Genomic DNA, 18,734 nt, shown 5'->3' with positions numbered 1-18,734 from the left:
CGCGCTGTCTCAGATCTCGTCGATCTCGAATACCCATTCCTCGGGCGTGATGCGGTTCTCGATCTGGCGCTTGATCCAGTCGTCGATCTCCTCGGGCGCGAAAAGGCCGCATCGCGACAGGGCGCGGCGGTGGTCTATCGAGTCGCCAAGATATTCCAGCATCACCGCAGAGGCCGCGGGCTTGCGCCCCCGGCGCATCGAGCCGCCGGTCTGGACGCCGCGCAGATGGCCGGGACGCGGCGTGTAGGACGGGTAGAGCATCAGCTGGGTGATCGAACTGGCCGCCAGCACATCATGCTCGATGATGTGGATCCGATGGCCAAGATGGAAGGCAAGCCCTTCGTATTTGCCGATGAACCTTTCATGTTCGCGGTCAGGGTCCATCCCGGTCTCGATATTCTTCCACAGATAACGCCCGTCCTTTTCCGATATGACGGCAAGCGAGCGGGTGATCCTGCCGGGATAGCCGAAGGTGTAGAAATAGCGGAAATACCAGCCGGTATAGCGGGCCATTTCGCCCGACAGGCGATGCAGCCGCTCCAGCGCATCGTAGTAATGCGGTGCGGTGGGGCCGCGCGGCGTGGGTTTGCGCAGCGAGATCAGGCTGGCGAAACGGGGCGGGTCCATCAGCAATTCCGATTCGGTTACACCGAAGAAGTCGCAGATCCGCTGCATGTTATGCCGCGACGGGCGCACGGTGCCGGCCAGATACTTGTTGAATTGCTGCCGGTTGATGCCCAGCCGCCTGCAAACCTCGGCAATCGAGGGCAGCAGGCTGCAGGCATACGCGAGGTTGCTGGCGAAAGGATCATTGGTCATACCCCTATCGCATAGTGACGCACAAAGAGTGTCAAGTGCCGCGCGTTTGCGAAATTGCGGCAGAGGCGCCGGAGGCGTTTACTTGGTGCCAAATCACACCTCCAGAAAACGGTCGGCCCCATGCAGACAGTCACTGAATTTCCCCACCCGGTGCGCGAGATAGAGCATACTGAAATCACGATGCCGGACGGCACGAGGCTGGCCGCGCGCATCTGGATGCCCGAGGGGGCAGAGGGCGCGCCGGTGCCCGCGATCCTCGAATATCTGCCCTATCGCAAGAATGACGGCACGCTCGCGCGTGACATCGCGCGCGCGCCCTACATTGCGGGGCATGGCTATGCCTATGTGCGGGTCGATATCCGCGGCTGCGGCGAATCAGAAGGGGTGATGAAGGATGAATACACCGCGTCCGAACTGCAGGACGGCTGCGACATCATTGCCTGGATGGCCGATCAGGCGTGGTGCGACGGCGGTGTCGGGATCGTCGGCATTTCATGGGGCGGCTTCAACGGGCTTCAGATCGCGGCGCTGCAGCCCCCGGCGCTGAAGGCGGTGGTCACGCTCTGCTCGACCGATGATCGTTATGCGGATGACATCCATTACATGGGCGGCACGATGCTCTGCGAGCAGATCAGCTGGGCCGCGACGATGTTCTGCTACAACACCGTCGCCCCCGATCCGCGCCATGTCGGCGAGCGCTGGCGCGAGATGTGGATCGACCGTTTGCGCGGCAGCGGCCTTTGGCTGAAAAACTGGCTGGAGCATCAGACGCGCGATGCGTTCTGGAAACACGGCTCGATCTGTGAGGATTATTCCGCCGTTCAGGTGCCCGTCTATGCCGCCTCGGGCTGGGCCGATGGCTATCCGCGCACGGTGTTCCGCCTGATGGAGAATCTTACCTGCCCGAAAAAGGCGCTGGTCGGCCCCTGGGCGCATAAATATCCCCATATCGGCGCGCCGGGTCCGGCCATCGACTGGCTGGGGGAGGAATTGCGCTGGTGGGATCAATGGCTGAAGGGCGTTGAGACCGGGATCATGGATGAGCCTCAGGTGAGGCTTTTCATGCAGGATCATGCCGCGCCCCAAGGCAGCTACGAGGCGCGCGAGGGCCGCTGGGTCAGCGAGCCGTGCTGGCCCTCGCCCAATGTCAGCCGCGTCGCGTGGTCGCTGGCCGAGGATGGCACGCTGGCGCGCGGCGGCGCGGTGCAGGGCACGGCGCATATCTCGACGCCTGCGACGGTGGGCCTGCAGGCGGGCAAGTGGTGCTCCTACGCCAATCACGGCGATCAGCCAGTGGATCAGGGGCCGGATGACGAGGCGAGTGTCACCTTCGAGACCGCGCCGCTGGAGCAGAATTTCGAGATTGCTGGCGACGCCACGCTCGACATCAGTTTCACCTGCGACAAGCCCGTGGCGCTGATCGCCGCGCGGCTGGTGGACGTGGCGCCGGATGGCAGCGCTACACGCATCAGTTACGGCATGCTGAACCTCACGCACCGCGATAGCCACGAGCACCCCGAGGATTTGGTGCCGGGCCAGACCCACACCGCGCATGTGCCCCTAAAACATGTGGCTCAGACGCTGCGCAAGGGCCACAAGCTGCGCCTTGCGCTGTCCAATACCTATTTCCCCATGGCATGGCCCACGCCTGAACCCGCCGTGCTGACGCTCGATCTGGCGAATTGCATGCTGACCCTGCCCGAGCGGAGCGGCCCTGACGGCGAGCTGCGCGATCTGGGCACGCCGGTCGCGGCGCCCCCCCTCCGGACCGAGACGCTGGACAAGGGCGGTTTTGACTGGAAGGTCGAGCATCTGGAGGGCGGCGGCGCGCGAGTCACGGTCACAGATGATGACGGGACGTACCGTATCGTGGATAATGACCTGACCGTCAGCACGAAATGCGTCGAGACTTACGAGCTTGCCAGTGCGGACGATCACGCCCCGACCGCGCATATCATCTGGGAGCACGGCGCGCGGCGCGGCGAGTGGGTCACCCGGTCCGAGACCGAAACCCGCGTGACCACGACGCGCACCCACTGGCTGATCCGCGCCACGCTGCGCGCATGGGAGGGCGAGACGCTCGCCCATGAAGAGGAATGGAACGAGAGCATTGCGCGCGACCACGTCTAGACCGCGCTTACCGCAAATGAATGACGGGCGCACGGTGAGGCGTACCGCAGAACCCCAAGGAGGATACTGAAATGTCCAAGACAATCCACACGATCACGTTGGGCCGGCGCGGCTTCTTGCAGGGCGCTGCCGCGGCGGGCCTTGCCGCGGGCACCATGCCGCTGGCGAATGCGCTTTATGCGCAGTCGGGCAGCGTGCTGCGCGCGTTTTCCTATGCCGATATCGACAAGCTGGACCCCGGTTTCTACCAGAACGGCTATAACGTCGATGTCATGAACTGCATCTATTCCAAGCTGGCCCGCTACAAGCCCGGCCGCGAATGGGAGATCGAGCTGGAGGCCGCCGAGGAGCTGGAGCAGATCGACGACACGCATATCCGCTTCAAGCTGAAACCCGGCATCATGTTCTCGGGCGGCTATGGCGAGATGACGGCCGAGGATGTCAAATTCTCGTTCGAGCGTGTGCTGGAGCATGATAGCCCCGTGAAGGGCGACTGGGGCCCGCTGCAATCGGTCGAGCTGGACGCGGACGACAAATACGCTGGCACCATCGTGCTGGAAAAGCCGTTCCAGCCGCTTTGGACCATCACCATCCCTTACGGCGTCGGTCATATCGTGTCGAAAAAGGCCGTCATCGAGGCCACTGGCGATGGCAGCGATTTCGGCATGGAGCCGCCTGCCTTCTCTGGCCCCTACATTCTCGAGGAATGGAAGCCGAACCAATACGTCAAGATGGTGCGTAACCCCGACTACTCGGGCGATCTGAAGCCCGGCTATGATGAGATCCGCATCATCCCGATGGACGACGAGAAGGTGGCCGAACGCGCCTATGAGGCGGGCGATCTGGACTATACCGCACTCACGCTGTCCTCGCTGGCGAACTACAAGGCCAACCCGCCCAAGGACACCACGATCGAGGAATATCCGTCGCTCTACTATGTCTGGGTCGGCATGAACCTCGAGAACGACGTTCTGAAGGACGAGAACCTGCGCAAGGCGATCCAATATGCGATCAACGTGCCGCAGATCATGGACGCCGCCTATTTCGGCGAGGCCGCGCCCTCGACCGGCCTCATTGCACCGGGGCTAACAGGCCACCGCGAGCAGTCCATCGTGCCGCCCGAGGGAAATCTCGACAAGGCGCGCGAGTATCTGGAAAAGGCGGGCGGCGCCCCGTCACAGCCCATCACCATCGACACGCTCAATGCGACGACATGGAAAACCATCGCCGAGGTCATCCAGGCGCAGCTGGGCCAGATCGGCATCCAGGTGCAGGTAAACGTGCAGGATTCGGGTTCGTTCTGGACGCTGGGGATGGAGAGCGAGGGCGACCGCTGGAAGGACATGCAGCTGGTCATCAACCGTTTCTCGATGATGCCCGACCCGTTCTACGCGACATCCTGGTTCACGACCGAGCAGGTCGGCATCTGGAACTGGGAGCGCTTCTCGAACCCGGAATTCGACAAGCTGCACGAGGCCGCACTGAGCGAGCAGGACACGGCAAAGCGCGCTGAAATGTATCGCCAGATGCAGGACATGATGGAAGAAAGCGGCGCCTATCGCTTCCTCACCCATGAGGGCAGCCCGGTGATGTTCCGCGACGACGTGGAGCCTGCACTGCGCCCCGATGCGCGTCCGCTCTATCTGGGCTTCAAGCCCGCCTGAGCCGCGACTGACTTCGTAATACGGCCCCTGACGGCATGACAGGGGCCGGATTGCGCGATGGCGATGACCCCCTTGCCGCGCCCCCGCGCGGTGCAGAAGAGAGGCCGCGAATTTCATGGCGTTTTACGCATTCCAGAGGGTTCTGCTCTCGGCATTGATCATCGCGATCGCGGTGACGCTGCTCAACGTGATGCTGCACCTCGTACCTGGCGATCCGGCGGTGATGGTCCTCGGGCCGCGCGCCACGCCCGAGCTGATCGAGCAGACGCGCGCTGCAATGGGCCTCGACCGGCCTTTTGCCATCCAGATGACGATGTTTTTCGGAAATCTCATGCGCGGCGATCTGGGCGTCGACGTGTTTACCGGGCGCTCGGTCACAACCATTGTGATGGAGGCGTTGCCCTACACGCTGGCCCTGATCAGCTTGTCGATCCTCTGGGCCGCGGCCATCGGTATCCCGCTGGGGGCCTATTCGTCGATCCGGCGCAATACCTGGATCGACCGCATCACGGGTGTTCTGTCCGTTGGCACGATCTCGATTCCGTCCTTCGTCATGGCGCTCTATGGCGTGCTTATCTTCGCGGTCTGGTTGGGCTGGCTGCCGGCCATTGGCGCGGGCGAGGGGCTTGGCGATCAGATCATCCACCTCATCCTGCCGGCCTTCGCCGTCGGCGTCAGCTGGGTGGGTTACATCGCGCGTATCGTGCGCGCCTCGATGTTGGAGGTGATGGGCGAGAACCATGTGCGGATGGCCCGCGCCTTCGGACTGACCGAGCGGCGCATCACCCGCGCCTATGTGCTGCGCATCGCCGTTCTGCCTGCGGTCACTCTGATCGGGGCAGGGGTGGCGCATCTCTTCTCGGCGGCGGTCTTTGTCGAGGTCATCTTTGCGCGTCCCGGCATCGGCGCGCTGATCGTGTCGGCCGTGAACGAGCGGAACTATCCCATCGTTCTGGGCGCGGTCCTGATTACCACGGCGATCATTGTGCTGGCGACGCTGATCTCGGATCTCATCATCGCGTGGCTCGATCCGCGCCAGCGCGAAGGGCTGTGACATGAGCGAGACCGCATCCTACACCCAGCCCTCGGCGCTGCGCATCTATCTGGGCCAGCTGGCGCAGAATCCGATGGGTTTGATGGGGCTGATCCTTGTGCTGATCGTCGTCGGCACCGCCATCTTCGCGCCCTGGCTGGCGCCATACGATCCTAATCAGATCATGCTCGGTCCGCGCATGGGCCCGCCCTCATGGGCGCATTGGCTGGGGACGGATCATCTGGGGCGCGATCTTCTGAGCCGCGTGATCGCGGGCGGGCGCATCGCCATGCTCGTCGCCATTGCCACGCTGGGCGCGGCGATGAGCGTGGGGCTGGCCCTTGGACTCATCGCCGGATATGGGCCGAAATGGCTGGACAACATCCTCTTGCTGGTTTTCGACGCGATCCGGTCCTTTCCGGTGATCGTCTTCGGCCTTGCGGTCGTCACACTGATCGGCCCGTCGCTCTATACGGTGATCCTCGTTGTCGCGATCACGTCGATCCCCATCTACGCGCGCATCGTGCGCACCCAGACGCAGACCCTTCGCAATGCCGAGTTCATCCTTGCCGAGAAGGCGATGGGGGCCAGCACCTTGCGCATCCTGAGCCTCCATGTGCTGCCGAACGTCCTTGGCCCGCTCTTGATCCTGGCCTCGATGGACGTGCCCATGGTCATCGCGACGGAGGCGGGGCTCAGCTTTCTCGGGATGGGGGTGCGCCCGCCTGCGCCCAGCTGGGGGACGATCCTGAACGACGGCTACAACTTCATCCGCAATTCACCCTGGCCGGTGATCGCCGGATCGGTGCCGATCATCCTCGTCACGCTGGGCTTTACCTTTTTGGGCGAGGCGCTTCGCGACATCTTTGACCCCAAGTTGAGGCGTGATCCATGAGCGAAGCGACCCTTCTGGACGTGCGCGACCTCTCGATCGAGTTCGGCACGCCGCGCGGGCGCCTGCGGGCTCTGCGCGGCATCGACCTGACCGTGCCCAAGGGCCGTATCATGGGCCTCGTGGGCGAAAGCGGCTGCGGCAAGTCCACGCTGGCTTTCAGCCTTGCAGGGCTCCTTTCGGCCAATGGCGAGGTAACCGGCGGGCAGATTCTGTTGAACGGCGAGGACGTCACTGAGATGTCCGAGAGGCAGCTGCGCGACATTCGCGGGCAGCGTGTGTCGATGATCTTTCAAGATCCGATGACGGCGCTCAACCCGGTGATCACCATCGGTCGGCAGATGCTGGATATCCAATACCGCGACGCTGGCTCCAAATCGCAAAAGCGTCAGCGCGCCGCCGATATGCTGGACCGGGTCGGCATCCCGGATGCGGCCGCGCAGCTGAGCGCCTATCCGCACCAGTTCTCGGGCGGGATGCGCCAGCGGGTCTGTATCGCGATGGCCCTTCTGACCAAGCCTGACCTGCTGATCGCCGATGAGCCGACGACGGCGCTGGATGCCACGCTCGAGGTGCAGATCATCGAGCTGCTGAAAGAGCTGCAGCAGGAGATCGGCTGCGCCATCGTCTTCGTCTCGCACCACCTTGGCACCGTCGCCGAGCTTTGCGACGATGTGACCGTCATGTATGCAGGCGAGGTGGTAGAGCAGGGCAGCGTCAGCGATGTATTCCACCGCGCCGCGCATCCCTATACGCAGGCGCTTCTGGAGTGCGATCCGGCCCGGATCAAGGTGGCGACGCGGCATCTGCCGACGATTGCCGGCACGCTGCCCGATCTGGTGGACGTGCCGCCGGGCTGCATCTTTGCCGGGCGTTGCACACATGCATGGGACCGGTGCCGGTCCGAGCATCCCCGACCCTACACCGCCGACAGCGCAGAGCACCGCGCGAAATGCCATCTTCTGGACAGGGAGGGCCCGGCATGAGCGCGCTTCTGGAGGTCGAGGACCTTGTCATCCGTTACCCCGCAATGGGCCGGGTCCGCGCCGCCCTTACCGGCGCGGAGGCCGAGTTCGACGCCGTCGCCGGTGTCTCGTTCACCCTTGGCAAGGGCGAGACACTGGGCCTTGTCGGCGAAAGCGGATCGGGCAAATCCACCATCGCGCGCAGCCTCATGGGCCTCAAGCGGGCGCATTCAGGCACCGTGCGCTTTGACGGGCGCGACATCACCGCCGCGGGCGCCGCAGAATACGCAGGCCTCAGGCGCGAGATTGCGATGATGTGGCAGGATCCTGTCGGCTCCCTCTCGCCCCGGCTGACGGTGGGCAGCCTTGTGACAGAACCACTCAAGATCCACGGTAAATCCGCCGACATGGGCCGCGAGGCCGCGCGCCTTCTGGAGATGGTGGGGCTGCCCGCGCATTTCGCAGGGCGGTTCCCGCATCAGCTTTCGGGCGGGCAGGCGCGGCGCGTGGGCGTGGCGCGTGCGCTGGCGCTGGACCCGCGCCTTGTCATCGCGGATGAGCCGACGGCCGGGCTCGACATGTCGGTGCAGGCCGAGGTGCTGAACCTCTTGGCCGAGATGCAGGAGCGGCTGGGCATCGCGATCCTGGTAATCACCCATAACCTGAACGTCGTGCGCCATATCACCGACCGCATGGCGATCATGTATCTGGGCCGCTTTGTCGAACAGGGACCGACCGGCGAGATATTCGGCGCGCCGCGCCACCCCTATACCGAGGCGCTACTCTCCGCCAATCCCGAGCCTGATCCCGATGCCGCCCATGCGCGCATCACCCTGACCGGCGAAATGCCCAGTCCAAGGCAGCGGCCCACGGGATGCGAATTTCATGGTAGGTGCCCCAAGGCGCAGGACCTTTGCCACAGCGAAGCGCCCGGCCGCACGCGGGTGGACGGCAATCACAGCTATACCTGTCATTTCCCGGTCGAAGGACGCTAGGGGTCTGCGTCCCGCATCCTGCGGTCAGCTACAGATGCGCGTCGCGCGCTTGCCGTATTCGGAATAAGCATCCCAGAACCGCTCGTCGCTGGCGCGATCGGACTGGCGAATATCCTGCGCCGCCTGCGGGTCGCCATAGAATTTCACTGCGCGCAGCTGGTCCGAGCGGCTCAGGCTCTGGTCCGCCACCGCCTGAATGCAGCCGCAAAGCTGGTTCGAGCGCGCCTTGCGATCCGAGGCAAGGCAGGCCGACCGGATCGGGCCGCTTGCAGTCGGGGCATAGATGGGGGCGGGTGCGCGTGCGTTGCCAGCCTGTTCAAAACGGTTCACGCCGCCACAGGCTGCAAGGCTCAGCATCAGTCCGACAATCACGGTATTTCTCATCTGCGTGCCTCAATTCATGCTGTTTTTCTGCCCGTCTCAGGGCGGGCCTGCCCGCGCCTGTTTGCCCGATCCGCGCCCGGTTTTCAATTCGCAAGATACGCCAGACCTCATCATGTGCACAGGCGCGCCTTTAGGCGGCACGCGCGCCGCCGATCCACCTTGACCAGACATGCAATCCCATACATATCCCGTTGCATGACAGACCTTGCACATATCCGCAATTTTTCCATCGTGGCGCATATCGACCACGGTAAATCCACGCTGGCCGATCGCCTGATTCAGCAGACCAATACGGTCGCGGAACGGGACATGAAGGAACAGATGCTGGACAGCATGGATATCGAGCGCGAGCGCGGTATCACCATCAAGGCGCAGACCGTCCGGATCAACTATACCGCCCAGAACGGCGAGGAATATATCCTCAACCTGATCGACACGCCCGGCCATGTCGATTTCGCCTATGAGGTCAGCCGCTCGATGCGCGCGGTCGAAGGATCGCTTCTGGTGGTAGACTCGACGCAAGGTGTCGAGGCGCAGACGCTGGCCAATGTCTATCACGCCATCGACGCCAATCACGAGATCGTGCCGGTCCTCAACAAGATCGACCTGCCCGCCACCGATTGCGAGCGTGTGGCCGAGCAGATCGAGGACGTGATCGGCATCGACGCCTCGGGCGCGATCCGGGTCAGTGCCAAGACCGGGGAGGGCATCATCGAGACGCTGGAGGCGATCATCGAGCATCTGCCGCCGCCGACCGGGGACGTCAACGCACCGCTCAAGGCGATGCTGGTCGATAGCTGGTATGACCTCTACCTGGGCGTTGTCGTGCTGGTGCGCATCATGGATGGCGTCCTGAAAAAGGGCGACCGGGTGCGCATGATGCAAAACGGCAGTGTCCACCAAGTCGAGCGTATCGGCGTCTTTCGCCCCGCGATGACCGTGGTGGACAAGCTGGAGCCGGGCGAGATCGGCTTTATCACCGCGTCGATCAAGCAGGTGCGCGATACCAAGGTCGGCGATACGATCACCCATGACAAGGCGCCTTGCGCCACGCCGCTGCCGGGCTTCAAGCCGTCGGTGCCGGTGGTCTTCTGCGGCCTCTTTCCGGTCGATTCCGCCGAATTCGAAGATCTGCGCGACGCCATCGAGAAGCTGGCGCTGAACGATGCCTCCTTCAGCTACGAGATGGAAACCTCCGCGGCGCTCGGCTTCGGCTTTCGCTGCGGGTTCCTGGGGCTTTTGCATCTTGAGGTCATTCGCGACCGGGTTGAACGCGAGTACAACATCGAGCTGATCACGACCGCGCCGTCGGTCATCTACAATGTCTATATGAAGGACGGCACGCTTTTGCCGCTGCACAACCCGGCGGACATGCCGGATCTGAGCACCGTCGATCATGTCGAGGAGCCGCGCATCAAGGCGACCATCCTCGTGCCGGACGAGTATCTGGGCGATGTGCTGAAGCTCTGCCAGGACCGGCGCGGCATTCAGGAGGATCTGACCTATGCCGGCGCACGCGCGATGGTGGTCTATGATTTGCCGCTGAACGAGGTTGTCTTCGACTTCTACGATCGGTTGAAATCCGTGACCAAGGGCTATGCCAGCTTCGACTACCAGATGACCGGCTACCGTACGGATAACCTGGTCAAGATGTCGATCCTCGTGAACGACGAGCCTGTCGATGCGCTGAGCATGATGGTCCACCGCGATCGCGCCGAGATGCGCGGGCGCGCGATGGTCGAAAAGCTGAAGGACCTGATTCCGCGCCACATGTTCAAGATCCCGATCCAGGCGGCCATCGGCGGCAAGGTCATCGCGCGCGAGACGCTGTCTGCCATGCGCAAGGACGTGACGGCCAAATGCTATGGTGGCGATGCCAGCCGAAAGAAGAAGCTGCTGGAAAAGCAGAAGGCCGGCAAGAAGAAGATGCGCCAGTTCGGCAAGGTGGACATCCCGCAAGAGGCGTTCATCTCGGCGCTCAAGATGGATAACTGACGCCGTCAGGCGACCAGCATCTGGGACGCTGGCCGCGCGCGAATCGTCGACATCGGCCAATCTTCGGGGTGGTGCACCAATCCGTGCGAAACCGGAGTGAAGTGGCAGAGGTCAATCTGCTTCCTGATGCCGGATGCTCCGCGCAATGGGCGCGCGCTTACGTGGTCCGGCAAGATCCCATTGAGCGTGCAATCCGAATCTCGCCGGTTGGCGCTACTGGTCCAACACCGCAGGATCGTGCGCGGCCAGGGTCGCGTCGCCCAAGGGGTGCTGGTGGTGACAACCGCATGAATGCGGTTTCCGATACAGACCATCGCATCAATCCGAGGCGCCCCATCCCCGGTCATGGCCGTGATGACCGAGCGCAATGTCGCCTGAGCGACCTCCATTCCAGTCATCCCGTAGGGAAGCGGGGCGTTCAGGCAATAGCTGTAGGTCGAATCGAGGGTTGTATAACTCATGCGGCCAATCTGCCGCCCATGTCTTAAGGTATTGTTGAGCCGCATCGAACATCCGGGCACCGCGCACAAAAAAAGGGCAGCCCAAGCGACTGCCCCTTTGATCGATCCACGCTGCAGTGATCAATCCGCTTCGGCTTCGATCGCTTCACCGGTATTTTCAACGTCTTGGCCAAAGCCTTCGACAGTGTTGCACGCGGCGAGGCCGGCAACGGCGATCAGTGCGAGTACGAATTTCGGCATGTCATTTCTCCTTCTGCGGTATCAAGGCGACAACGCGACTGCACAGCCGAGGGTTCCGGGCCGAGAACATGACATGGATCAAAGCGGCATCCTGTCCTGCGCGCTAGGGTGCGCCCATCTGAACACCGTCCATGAAGGAGCCTTGTCATGTGGATGCTCGCCAGTTTTCTGAATATTATCATCGGCACCAGCCTGGCAGGGATCGCCATCATTGTCGCGCTGGTCGCAGGCTATGATGACATGCAGGGCGTGGTCGTTGCCGCCGTGATCGGCTTTGTCATCAGCCTTCCCGTCACATGGTATGTTGCGCGGCAGATCACGCATTTGCGTAAAGGCCAAAAAATTTGACAGGTCCGCGTCCTTCTATACCATGACCTCCATATTTTAAGCGCCGCATCACAAAATCGCGGCATGCAACACATGAGGGACAAAATGCGCAACCTGACCAATTTCGGACTTGGCTTTGCGGTTGGGATTGCATTGACGATCGGCGCGGTGGCGCCGGCCTTGGCGGTCGAAGCCAAGATTTATCCCTACCACTCGAAAGAGAATTACTGCCCGGCGGGTTTGCAGCCGATCACACTCTCGGGCGTGATCTGCTGCGGCGTGCCGAACCAACACCAGACCTATCAGCAAGTGAAAGCGCATCCCGTCACGCGAGCGCGTCACACGCCAGCCCGATACAGTGCAAGCCCTAACTGCCGTGAGGGCGAAAAGGGCTGCTTCTGAAGGATAGCTGTTGCCGGGATAGATGGACAGGGCGCGCCAATGGGCGCGCCTTTTTTCATTATTCCGGGACGGCGCTAATCCTTGAACGCAAACCGCCCCCGAACCGAATGGCGCGGGGGCGGCGGGTTCCCGTAGGGCGCCGTCGGCACGATGACAGATCAGCCTTGCTGTTTTGCCTCGGCGGGCTTGGGTGCGCCAGGCTCGGCGATTTTGGCCTTCGGATTGAGCGGATCGTCCTGACGCTGAACCGAACCCTCGAAATGGGCGCCGGATTCGATGGCGATCGTCTTGTGAATGATGTCGCCTTCGACGCGGGCAGTCGACGTCAGACGGACCTTGAGGCCACGCACGCGGCCCACGATACGGCCGTTGATCACAACGTCATCGGCAATGACTTCGCCCTTGATCGTCGCGGTCTCGCCGATGGTCAAAAGATGCGCGCGGATGTCGCCCTCGACAGTGCCTTCGACCTGGATGTCGCCGGTCGTCTTCATGTTGCCGGTGACATGAAGGTCCGCCGACAAGACCGAGGCGGGCGGCTTGGCCTTGGGGGCCGAGGCCTTGTAATCGCCTTGGGGCGCTGCGGGCTTCGGAGCGTCCTGCGGCTTGTCATGGCCTGCCGGCTTGGGCGCATCGGCCTTTTGCGGGCTCGGGTCGTTGATTTTGCTTTTAGAAAACATCTCTCGCAGCCTTGATATATGTCATTGGGTTGACGGCGTTGCCGTTGACGCGAACCTCATAGTGTAGATGGGTGCCGGTCGACCGTCCAGAGTTTCCCATATCACCGATATGGTCCCCACGCGAGACTCTTTGTCCCTTCGTTACGCGGATTTTGGATTGGTGCGCATAGCGCGTCTCGATGCCGAAGTCGTGCTTGATCTTGACTAGCCGTCCATAGCCCGAAAGCCAGCCTGCATGGGTTACGACGCCGTCGGCGGTTGCATAGATGGGGGTGCCGGTGGGGCCGGCCATATCAGTGCCCGCATGCATCCGGCCCCACCGCTTGCCGAAACCCGAGGTGTAGCGGAACGCACTTTTCAGGGGCAGGGCGAAGGGTGCCTTCTCGGCGGCGATTCGGTAGAGGTTCAGGCGATCCATCTGATTGAGGATGCCATTGGCGCGCGCGGCGTCGGGCGAGGGCTCTTCGCTGCGGGTCGAAAAGCTGAGTGGCATGAGCGGGCCGCCCTGACCGGAATAACCTTTGCGCACGGTATCGAGCATCGTATCGGTGTTCATTCCTGCGGCGCGGAACATCTTGTCCAGCGGCTCGACCGAGATGGTCATGGCATCTTCGAGCTGGCGGAAGATCTGATCGTTCTGATCCTGCATGAGACGGATCTGGGCCTGCATCTCGTCGGCCTGCAGAAGGGCGTCCTGCGCGTCGGCGGTGATCTGGTCCCGCTCGGCGGCTGTATCGGCCAGCGCGGCCGTCAGAAAATCGACGGGGCTGGAGCCCGTCTCGCTATCCTGCGCCAGCGGGCTGTCGGCGCCGGAAGTCTCAAGCTGCGCGGTCAGCGTCTCGGTCTTGTTGCGCGCGGTGTCCCGCTCCTGCATGGTGCGGCGCAGGGTGGCCTGGATGACGCCGATGCCGGTCTCCATCTCGCGGCGGCGCGTTTCGGAGGCCAGAAGTTCGGATTGCATCACCGAAATCTGCTCGAGCGCAGAGTTGAACCGTTCCTGCGCATCGCGGGCCTCGGCGGCGCGCTTGTCGCGCTCGGCGCTCAGATCGTTGAGGCGGCGCTCGTAGGTGCGCTGATCACGCTTGGCCTGCTCGCGGAAATTGCCCGATCCGATGCTGTCCATCAGCAGGATGGCGGTGGCGATGATGGCCCAGCCGACGATCAGCGAGACACCGGTGAAGGCGATCAGCTGTGTCGCAGGCCGCAGCCGCAGGAAGCGCGTGTCGGTGTCCGAGCGCAAGAAGATCCGGCGTTCCGGAAAGTGGCGCTCTAGAAATGCATGAGTTGCGATTGCGATACGTGTACGCAAATGTCCGTCCCCGATTGTTCCGTTACGTCCCGTCGCTGGCGCGCGTCGTTGAAGGCTGCGCAGCACCTTGGGCATTTGCTTAGACAGCACACGGCAGATGGGCAACTCTTTTACAGCCAATCGCGGGCAAACGGGGGCGAGGGGGCGATAAATGGCAGAATATTGCCGATCCGCAACGGCTTGAGCGAGGATTTGCAGGTTTGGAAGGCGCTTCAACGCAACAGAGCGCAGCGCACCCCTGTACGGGACGGGCAGCGACACGGGGCGGGTCGGCAGCTCCTCCGGCAAAGGGGGAAGGGTATTTTCACCAAGAAAAAACATGGGCGGGCAGAGTTGCCTGCAGGCCCTCTGTCTTGAGTTCATCTGTCTTGCATGCAGGTGCCGCGCGGATCAGAGCGCGCGTACTGCGTCCAGCACCTCGTCCGCATGGCCGGGCACTTTCACCTTTGGCCAGATGCGCGCGATGCGGCCGTCCGCGCCAATCAGAAATGTGCTGCGCTCGATGCCCAGAAAGGTCTTGCCGTACATCTGCTTTTCCTTCCAGACGCCATAATCCTCGCAGACCGAGCCCTCGGCATCCGAAGCCAGTGGCACAGCCAGGTCATGCTTGGTTGCGAATTTTTCGTGCTTGGCCACGGTATCCTTGGAAATGCCGATCACCCGTGCGCCCGACGCCTCGAATTCCGGCAAGAGCGCCGAGAAATCGCGTGCCTCGTTGGTGCAGCCGGGCGTGTCGTCGCGCGGGTAGAAAAAGAGGACAACGGGAGATCCTGAAAGATCCGTAAGCTGAATTTCGCCGCCGCCACCCAAAGGAAGCGTGAAATCGGGCGCCATGTCTGAAATATCGGGCATCTGTGATCCTTGGGTCCAGTTATGTTCGTGATATATTAGAGTGGTGCGGGCCGAATGCAAAAGGCCATGCGCATAAGATATCAGGCGCTCCGCAATCATCGCCGTGGCCCCCGAAGGAGCAAATGAGCAAGCATCCTCCCTATCAGCCTCCGGACGATACGCGCGTTCCGGGTACGCACGCCGCGCACAAGACGCGTCACGCGCGCCGCAAGCGGCGGCGCAAGGCCGGGCTGTGGTCGCTGCTGAGCATGGCCGCGCTGGCGGCGGCAGTTGCGGTCTTTGCGCTATCCTATATCGGCGCTCCGGTGGTGGTGCCCGACTGGCTGCGTGGCCGTATCGTAGACCGTATAAACGCCGAGGCAGGTGGGCTGAACGTGGATCTGCGCGAGATGGTCGTGGTGGTCGACGAGGGTTGGACCCCGCGCCTTGCCTTGCGGGACGTGACGCTGCGCGGCCCGGACCGCCGCGTCATCGCGACCTTGGCCGAACTGGGCGGCACCGTGGCGCTGCGTCCGTTGCTGCAGGGTCAGGTCCAGCCGTCGCAGATCCGGCTGTCGGGGCTTCAGGTCAATCTGCGGCGCAATGATGCGGGCGATGTCGGTCTCAAGCTGGGCGGCGCCGCGCCGGCGAACGGGGCGGTCGGCCCGGCCGCGCCGCGGGACGTCAGTGGCCTCATCGCGCAGGTGGATCAGGCGCTGACGCGTCCCGCCATGGCGTCGTTGCGCGGGGTGCATGCCGACAACATGACCCTGCGCTACGAGGATGCGCGCACCGGCCGGGCCTGGACGATCGACGGGGGCAAGCTGGCCGCGACGCGCGAGGGCGGTACGCTGCGCATGCGCGGGGATTTTACCGTGCTGGGCGCGCGCGCCTATCCAAGCACACTTGAAATGAGTTTCTCCAGCCGGATCGGAAGTAGCGCGGCGCAGCTGGGGCTGAACTTCTCGGACCTGCCAGCGGGCGACTTGGCGATGCAATCGCCGGCACTGACATGGCTCGATGCGCTGGATGCGCCCATTTCGGGCGCCCTGCGCGCCCGGCTGGATGCCGAAGGGCAGCTTGGCCCGCTCAATGCCAGCCTGCAGATCGGCAAGGGTGCGCTACGCCCGACCGCAGGCACCACACCCATCGCCTTCGATGCGGCGGGTAGTTATTTCACCTATGATCCCAAGGCGCAGACGATCACCTTCGAGGCCGTCTCGATCGAGAGCAAATGGGTCTCGGCGCGGGCCGAGGGCATCGCCCACATGATCGGCGGGCAAAGCGACTGGCCCGATGAATTTCTGGCGCAGCTGCGGGTCACCGACATCACTGCCGATCCGGCCGACCTTTATGACGCGCCCGTCGCGCTGGATGGCGCGACACTGGACATGCGGCTGCGGCTGGCGCCGTTTCATCTGACGGTCGGCCAGTTGAGCCTGTCGGATCAGGGGCGGCACCTGGTGTTGGAGGGAGACCTGCGCGGCGGTGAGGCGGGCTGGGATCTGGCGCTGGACGGGCGGATGGACCAGATCGACCGCGACCGCCTGATGGAGCTCTGGCCCGAGGCGGCAGTTCCCAAGACGCGCAAATGGGTGTCGCAGAATGTCTCGGAGGCAGAGCTGAGCAACGTTCAACTGGCCGTCCGCTCGCCGCCCAAAAACCGGGTGGATGTGTTTCTTGGGTTCGATTTCGAAGGGCTCTCTACCCGCTTCATGAAGGAGATGCCGCCGATTCAGGAGCTGTCCGGCACGGCGCGGCTGATGGATGGGCGCTTTGCCATTACTGCCGATAGCGGCTGGATACAGCCGGACGAGGGCGGGCGCATCGACATATCCGGCACCAGTTTCGCCGTTCCCGATGTCGAAGTGCACGAAGCGCCCGCCGAGGTGCAGGTGCGCACCAACAGCAGCGTCACCGCCGCGCTATCGCTGATGGACAACAAGCCGTTCGAGTTTCTGAGCAAGCAGGGCAGGCCTGTCGCACTGGCCGAGGGCATGGCGCAAATCGAGGCGCAACTGGGCTTTCCTTTGAAGAAAGGGCTCAAGACGCACGAGGTTAGCTTTGATGTGAAGGGCCGGCTGAGCGATGTCAGCAGTGATGTCCTGGTCCCGAACCGGATGCTGAGCGCCGAGGCGCTGAACCTCAGCGTCAATGAGGACGGCTTGCGCGTAGCCGGCGATGGCCGCCTGGGCGAGGTGCCTTTCACCGGTGCCTATACCGCCGCGCTGGGACCGGACTCGACCGGCAGCCAAGTCAAGGGGACAGTCACGCTTGATCAGGCCTTTGCGGATGAGTTCGGGATCGGCCTGCCGCCGGGCAGCCTGGGGGGCAGCGCCAGGGGTGAAGTGACGGTGGATCTGGCCAAGGACGGCACGGGCAGCTTCGTGCTGACCTCCGATCTGGCGGGGCTGGGCCTGTCCCTGTCGCAGCTGAACTGGAGCCTGCCGCGCGCAGCGCGCGGCGCGCTGGAGGTGCGGGGCCGTCTGGGTGCGCCGCTTCGGATCGAGGCGCTGTCGCTGGACGCGCCGGGCCTCAGTGCGGCGGGGAGCGTCAGCCTGACGGGCGCGGGGCAGCTGGATCGCGCGACCTTCTCGCGCGTCTCCGTCGGCGGTTGGCTGGAGTCGCCGGTCACGCTGGTCGGGCGGGGCAAGGGCGCGGCGCCCGGCGTCGAGGTGACGGGCGGCGAGGTGGATTTGCGCCGCGCCGATTTGGCCGGATCGGGCGGCGGCTCGGGGCAGGGCGGGCCTGTCTCGCTGGCGCTGAGCCGCCTGATCGTCTCGGACGGCATTCAGCTCAGCGATTTCCGCGCACAGCTGGACACGGCCAATGGCGCGGACGGCACCTTTACGGGTCGCCTCAATGGCGGTGCGCCGATCCGTGGGCGGATCGTGCCGCAGAACGGGCGCAGCGCCTTTCGCATCGTCACTGACGACGCGGGCGGCGTTCTGGGCTCGGCCGGTGTGCTCAAGCAGGCGCGCGGCGGCGAGATGGAGCTGATCCTGACGCCCGCGGGCGCGCCGGGCACCTATGAGGGACAGCTGACCGGCGGCGACATCTGGCTGACCGAGGCGCCCGCGCTGGCTGAGCTGCTCAGCGCGATCAGCGTGGTCGGCCTGCTGGAACAAATGGCGGGGAGCGGCATCCATTTCAGCGATGTCGATGCGCGCTTCCGTCTGGGGCCTGAGCGACTCACGCTCTACTCCAGCAGCGCGGTGGGCGCGTCGATGGGCATTTCGATGGACGGCTATTACTACCTCGCAAACAAGCAGATGGATATGCAGGGCGTGGTGTCGCCCCTTTATATCGTGAACGCGATCGGGGGCATGTTCACCCGGCAGGGCGAGGGGCTGGTGGGCGTCAATTACACGCTGAAGGGCGGGGCAGCTGCTCCGAGGGTGTCGGTCAACCCCTTGTCGCTGTTGACACCCGGCATGTTCCGCGAGATTTTCCGCCGCCAAGCGCCCACGCGCCCCGCCGCCAGCCCGCCTGCCAGCAGCCCGCCCGGCACCGCCCGAACCCAGCCGGAGGCCAGCGCGCCGGCGCCATCGTCCCCGCGCCGACAGGAATTGGGCGGCCAAGGCGGCATCAACAGCCGGTAGACCCT

Annotated in this window: 17 protein-coding genes; 10 read left to right on the top strand and 7 right to left on the bottom strand. The window is 63.7% G+C overall.

Annotation, left to right across the window (positions count from 1 at the left end):
* Positions 1 to 9: 9 nt before the first annotated feature.
* Positions 10 to 819: a helix-turn-helix domain-containing protein gene (locus ACEWPM_RS02495; protein ID WP_393960897.1), complete on the bottom strand. Its 810-nt coding sequence runs from the start codon at positions 817 to 819 to the stop codon at positions 10 to 12.
* 120 nt (positions 820 to 939) lie between these two features.
* On the opposite strand from ACEWPM_RS02495, the gene ACEWPM_RS02490 reads away from it, so the two are divergent.
* The 6 genes from ACEWPM_RS02490 (at position 940) to ACEWPM_RS02465 (ending at position 8,498) form a co-directional block, all read left to right on the top strand.
* On the top strand, positions 940 to 2,949 hold the full coding sequence (locus ACEWPM_RS02490; protein WP_393960896.1) for a CocE/NonD family hydrolase: 2,010 nt from the start codon (positions 940 to 942) through the stop codon (positions 2,947 to 2,949).
* 71 nt (positions 2,950 to 3,020) lie between these two features.
* Positions 3,021 to 4,613 carry an ABC transporter substrate-binding protein gene (locus tag ACEWPM_RS02485; protein ID WP_393960895.1) on the top strand — a complete coding sequence of 531 codons (1,593 nt, stop codon included), beginning with the start codon at positions 3,021 to 3,023 and terminating at the stop codon, positions 4,611 to 4,613.
* Between the two features lie 115 nt (positions 4,614 to 4,728).
* Entirely contained in the window at positions 4,729 to 5,667 is a 939-nt protein-coding gene (locus ACEWPM_RS02480; protein WP_393960894.1) for an ABC transporter permease, read from the top strand.
* A 1-nt stretch (position 5,668) separates the two neighbouring features.
* Positions 5,669 to 6,541 (top strand): ABC transporter permease, encoded by an 873-nt coding sequence (locus ACEWPM_RS02475; protein ID WP_393960893.1) that lies wholly within the window; start codon positions 5,669 to 5,671, stop codon positions 6,539 to 6,541.
* A complete protein-coding gene (locus ACEWPM_RS02470; RefSeq protein ID WP_393960892.1) occupies positions 6,538 to 7,524 on the top strand; it encodes an ABC transporter ATP-binding protein in 987 nt (328 codons plus the stop codon). Before ACEWPM_RS02475 ends, ACEWPM_RS02470 begins: the two co-directional genes overlap by 4 nt.
* Entirely contained in the window at positions 7,521 to 8,498 is a 978-nt protein-coding gene (locus tag ACEWPM_RS02465) for an ABC transporter ATP-binding protein (RefSeq protein WP_393960891.1), read from the top strand. Before ACEWPM_RS02470 ends, ACEWPM_RS02465 begins: the two co-directional genes overlap by 4 nt.
* Positions 8,499 to 8,522: 24 nt before the next feature.
* Here the strand turns inward: ACEWPM_RS02465 and ACEWPM_RS02460 are convergent, their stop codons facing one another.
* Positions 8,523 to 8,882, bottom strand: a complete 360-nt coding sequence (locus ACEWPM_RS02460; RefSeq protein WP_393960890.1) for a hypothetical protein — start codon at positions 8,880 to 8,882, stop codon at positions 8,523 to 8,525.
* Between the two features lie 195 nt (positions 8,883 to 9,077).
* On the opposite strand from ACEWPM_RS02460, the gene lepA reads away from it, so the two are divergent.
* A complete protein-coding gene (gene lepA, locus ACEWPM_RS02455) occupies positions 9,078 to 10,877 on the top strand; it encodes a translation elongation factor 4 (protein ID WP_393960889.1) in 1,800 nt (599 codons plus the stop codon).
* Positions 10,878 to 10,882: 5 nt separating this feature from the next.
* Here lepA and ACEWPM_RS02450 read toward each other — a convergent pair whose 3' ends face one another.
* Both ACEWPM_RS02450 and ACEWPM_RS02445 read right to left on the bottom strand, forming a co-directional pair.
* A complete protein-coding gene (locus ACEWPM_RS02450) occupies positions 10,883 to 11,338 on the bottom strand; it encodes a hypothetical protein (RefSeq protein WP_393960888.1) in 456 nt (151 codons plus the stop codon).
* 120 nt (positions 11,339 to 11,458) lie between these two features.
* Entirely contained in the window at positions 11,459 to 11,578 is a 120-nt protein-coding gene (locus ACEWPM_RS02445) for an entericidin A/B family lipoprotein (protein WP_393960887.1), read from the bottom strand.
* A gap of 147 nt (positions 11,579 to 11,725) precedes the next feature.
* On the opposite strand from ACEWPM_RS02445, the gene ACEWPM_RS02440 reads away from it, so the two are divergent.
* A complete protein-coding gene (locus ACEWPM_RS02440; protein WP_393960885.1) occupies positions 11,726 to 11,926 on the top strand; it encodes a CTP synthetase in 201 nt (66 codons plus the stop codon).
* Positions 11,927 to 12,010: 84 nt separating this feature from the next.
* Positions 12,011 to 12,307, top strand: a complete 297-nt coding sequence (locus ACEWPM_RS02435) for a hypothetical protein (protein WP_393960884.1) — start codon at positions 12,011 to 12,013, stop codon at positions 12,305 to 12,307.
* 158 nt (positions 12,308 to 12,465) lie between these two features.
* Here ACEWPM_RS02435 and ACEWPM_RS02430 read toward each other — a convergent pair whose 3' ends face one another.
* The 3 genes from ACEWPM_RS02430 to ACEWPM_RS02420 all read right to left on the bottom strand — a co-directional run bounded on the left by ACEWPM_RS02430 (position 12,466) and on the right by ACEWPM_RS02420 (position 15,148).
* Positions 12,466 to 12,987 carry a bactofilin family protein gene (locus ACEWPM_RS02430; protein WP_393960883.1) on the bottom strand — a complete coding sequence of 174 codons (522 nt, stop codon included), beginning with the start codon at positions 12,985 to 12,987 and terminating at the stop codon, positions 12,466 to 12,468.
* A complete protein-coding gene (locus ACEWPM_RS02425; protein WP_393960882.1) occupies positions 12,977 to 14,296 on the bottom strand; it encodes a DUF5930 domain-containing protein in 1,320 nt (439 codons plus the stop codon). The genes ACEWPM_RS02430 and ACEWPM_RS02425 overlap by 11 nt, the downstream gene beginning before the upstream one ends.
* Positions 14,297 to 14,686: 390 nt before the next feature.
* Positions 14,687 to 15,148 (bottom strand): peroxiredoxin, encoded by a 462-nt coding sequence (locus ACEWPM_RS02420; RefSeq protein ID WP_393960881.1) that lies wholly within the window; start codon positions 15,146 to 15,148, stop codon positions 14,687 to 14,689.
* A gap of 122 nt (positions 15,149 to 15,270) precedes the next feature.
* Here ACEWPM_RS02420 and ACEWPM_RS02415 point away from each other — a divergent pair, with 122 nt between their 5' ends.
* Complete coding sequence (locus tag ACEWPM_RS02415) at positions 15,271 to 18,729, top strand: YhdP family protein (protein WP_393960880.1); 3,459 nt, start codon at positions 15,271 to 15,273, stop codon at positions 18,727 to 18,729.
* Positions 18,730 to 18,734: the final 5 nt, after the last annotated feature.

Origin of the sequence: Roseovarius maritimus, assembly GCF_043355895.2 — a bacterium.
Classification (GTDB): Bacteria; Pseudomonadota; Alphaproteobacteria; order Rhodobacterales; family Rhodobacteraceae; genus Roseovarius; species Roseovarius maritimus.
This window is presented reverse-complemented; position numbering and strand designations above follow the sequence as displayed.

Bases quoted from the DNA above. Each gene is read 5' to 3' on its own strand.
- ACEWPM_RS02475 (WP_393960893.1), top strand. From the start codon at position 5,669: ATGAGCGAGACCGCATCCTACACCCAGCCCTCGGCGCTGCGCATCTAT.
- lepA (WP_393960889.1), top strand. From the start codon at position 9,078: ATGACAGACCTTGCACATATCCGCAATTTTTCCATCGTGGCGCATATC.
- ACEWPM_RS02485 (WP_393960895.1), top strand. From the start codon at position 3,021: ATGTCCAAGACAATCCACACGATCACGTTGGGCCGGCGCGGCTTCTTG.
- ACEWPM_RS02495 (WP_393960897.1), bottom strand. From the start codon at position 819: ATGACCAATGATCCTTTCGCCAGCAACCTCGCGTATGCCTGCAGCCTG.
- ACEWPM_RS02490 (WP_393960896.1), top strand. From the start codon at position 940: ATGCAGACAGTCACTGAATTTCCCCACCCGGTGCGCGAGATAGAGCAT.
- ACEWPM_RS02445 (WP_393960887.1), bottom strand. From the start codon at position 11,578: ATGCCGAAATTCGTACTCGCACTGATCGCCGTTGCCGGCCTCGCCGCG.
- ACEWPM_RS02465 (WP_393960891.1), top strand. From the start codon at position 7,521: ATGAGCGCGCTTCTGGAGGTCGAGGACCTTGTCATCCGTTACCCCGCA.
- ACEWPM_RS02450 (WP_393960888.1), bottom strand. From the start codon at position 11,338: ATGAGTTATACAACCCTCGATTCGACCTACAGCTATTGCCTGAACGCC.
- ACEWPM_RS02470 (WP_393960892.1), top strand. From the start codon at position 6,538: ATGAGCGAAGCGACCCTTCTGGACGTGCGCGACCTCTCGATCGAGTTC.
- ACEWPM_RS02480 (WP_393960894.1), top strand. From the start codon at position 4,729: ATGGCGTTTTACGCATTCCAGAGGGTTCTGCTCTCGGCATTGATCATC.
- ACEWPM_RS02430 (WP_393960883.1), bottom strand. From the start codon at position 12,987: ATGTTTTCTAAAAGCAAAATCAACGACCCGAGCCCGCAAAAGGCCGAT.
- ACEWPM_RS02460 (WP_393960890.1), bottom strand. From the start codon at position 8,882: ATGAGAAATACCGTGATTGTCGGACTGATGCTGAGCCTTGCAGCCTGT.
- ACEWPM_RS02415 (WP_393960880.1), top strand. From the start codon at position 15,271: ATGAGCAAGCATCCTCCCTATCAGCCTCCGGACGATACGCGCGTTCCG.
- ACEWPM_RS02435 (WP_393960884.1), top strand. From the start codon at position 12,011: ATGCGCAACCTGACCAATTTCGGACTTGGCTTTGCGGTTGGGATTGCA.
- ACEWPM_RS02420 (WP_393960881.1), bottom strand. From the start codon at position 15,148: ATGCCCGATATTTCAGACATGGCGCCCGATTTCACGCTTCCTTTGGGT.
- ACEWPM_RS02440 (WP_393960885.1), top strand. From the start codon at position 11,726: ATGTGGATGCTCGCCAGTTTTCTGAATATTATCATCGGCACCAGCCTG.